Consider the following 2037-nt stretch of genomic DNA (forward strand, 5'->3'; position numbering starts at 1 on the left):
TTTTTTTTCTACACCCGAACTAATCATAATAACATTATTTCCTTGCTCAATATCCACATCGTTTAAAGAACGTCCTTTTAACAATTTCACTTTATTTGCAACGAAATATTCCTCCTCTAATCCTTTAACATTTACCAAATCTTTTTTATCATTTATATCCAATGTCTCCATACTTGAATTCATCTTAATTACATGTAAGATTTCAGGGATTTTTCTTATTTCAAAAATATCTTCTTCTGTCAACTTTGGCTTTTCTTCTGATTTCATATCAAATGAATCGTTTATATCAGTACTATAATTAACAGAAATCATATTACTACCCGTACCAACAAATTGTGATTTTAATGAAGCTTCTCCGCCTTGCCCAATCGCAACAACGGTAATAATAGAACCTACACCAATAATAATTCCAAGCATTGTAAGACCTGAGCGTAATTTATGAGCTAAAATAGAAGATAAAGCAATTTTTATACTATCTAATAAACTCATACTGCACACCTTCTATCTTCTGTGATTTTCCCATCTCTTAACAAAATACGTCTTGAAGAATACTCAGCTACCTCTTCTTCATGTGTAACCATAACAATCGTCGTACCTTCTGCATTAAGCTTCGTAAAAATATCCATAACTTGCTCACCAGACTTCGTATCTAGCGCACCCGTCGGCTCATCAGCCATAATAAACCTTGGATTATTCGCAATCGATCTTGCAATAGCTACACGTTGTTTCTGTCCACCCGATAACTCACTCGGTAAATGATGAACCCTGTCTGATAAACCAACTTTACTAAGTGTTTCAAGCGCTCTTTGACGGCGTTCTGATTTCTTCACACCTCCATAGATAAGCGGAAGTTCAACGTTTTCTACTGCGGAAAGACGAGGTAATAAGTTAAAATGCTGAAATACAAATCCAATATATTCATTACGAATTAAAGCAAGCTTTGACTCATCTGCCGTTAAGATATTCACATCATTCAAAATATATTTGCCTTCTGTTGGACGATCTAAACAACCAATAATGTTCATAAGCGTTGATTTACCAGAACCAGACGGTCCCATAATAGAAACGAACTCGCCTCTTTGAATTGTTAAACTAATACCATGTAAAATTGGCACAGCCAGCTTTCCCTGGTAATATGTTTTAGAAATATTATTTAACGTAATCATTTCCTTTGCACTTCCATTCCGTCATACACGTTGTCAGAAGGATTTTTAACTACCTTTTGCCCCACTGTTACGCCTTCAGTAATCTCTGTCCAATCTCCATCAGTAGCACCTTTTTTCACATTTTGTTTACGAAGCTTTCCTTTTTCTTCTATATAAACAAATGCTTCATTGTCTTTTTCTACAATGCTCTTACTTGGAACAGCAATCATCGTCTTATTCTCTAAGTTTACTTGTAATGAAACATGATAACCTGGAGATAAACCGTCTTGGCTATCAAGACTTGCTTTATATGTATATTGGGACATATTTTGAGTTGCTTCACCTACACCACCAGCTTGACCCATCTCTGCACTCGTTGGGAATTCACTTACCTCTGTAATCTTACCTGTCCACTTCTTCTTATTATTTGCTTTCGCAGTTACAGTGAATGTTTGATCCTTTTGGATTTGTGACTTCTGAAGCTCTGTTAAAGTCCCTTGAACTTGGAACGGGTCTTTAGAAGCAACTTGTAAAAATGCCTTCCCTTGTCCACCTAACGCTTGAGATGAACTTTGCGCCGCATCTTTATCTAACTTTTGAACAACACCAGCAAAATTACTATAAATCGTAAGCTCTTTCTGCTTTTTATTTAACTCTTCTTTCTGTAACTTCCCTTTCTCTTTCTCAAGGTCAGTTGTTTTTTGCGCTATTTCTAACTCACTTACTTGCTCTTCCATCGGATCTGTTACTTCTTTCCCAGCTCCGCTATCTTTCACCTTCTTAATTTCTTTCTTAAGCGAATCAATCTTCTTTTTCCCTTGATCATAACGCATATCTGCCATCTTCTGATCAAGCTCAGCTTGCTTCATTTGAAGATTAATCTCTTCATTAT

3 protein-coding genes are annotated in these 2037 nt (G+C 35.9%); all 3 read right to left on the bottom strand.

All coding sequences use genetic code 11. The annotated features are described in order from the left end of the window. Positions 1-489, bottom strand: a 489-nt coding sequence (locus BM089_RS30350; RefSeq protein WP_139213368.1) for an ABC transporter permease, incomplete at its 3' end; no start/stop codon positions are given. Then, on the bottom strand, positions 486-1166 hold the full coding sequence (locus BM089_RS30355; RefSeq protein ID WP_026565832.1) for an ABC transporter ATP-binding protein: 681 nt from the start codon (positions 1164-1166) through the stop codon (positions 486-488). The genes BM089_RS30350 and BM089_RS30355, both read right to left, overlap by 4 nt. Continuing rightward, positions 1163-2037, bottom strand: an 875-nt coding sequence (locus tag BM089_RS30360; protein ID WP_090979210.1) for an efflux RND transporter periplasmic adaptor subunit, incomplete at its 5' end; no start/stop codon positions are given. The genes BM089_RS30360 and BM089_RS30355, both read right to left, overlap by 4 nt.

The organism is Bacillus sp. 5mfcol3.1 (assembly GCF_900114335.1).
In the GTDB taxonomy this organism is placed as follows: Bacteria; Bacillota; Bacilli; order Bacillales; family Bacillaceae_G; genus Bacillus_A; species Bacillus_A thuringiensis_S.

Excerpts from the sequence above, each read along its gene's own strand:
- BM089_RS30355 (WP_026565832.1), bottom strand. The coding sequence starts at position 1,166 with ATGATTACGTTAAATAATATTTCTAAAACATATTACCAGGGAAAGCTG.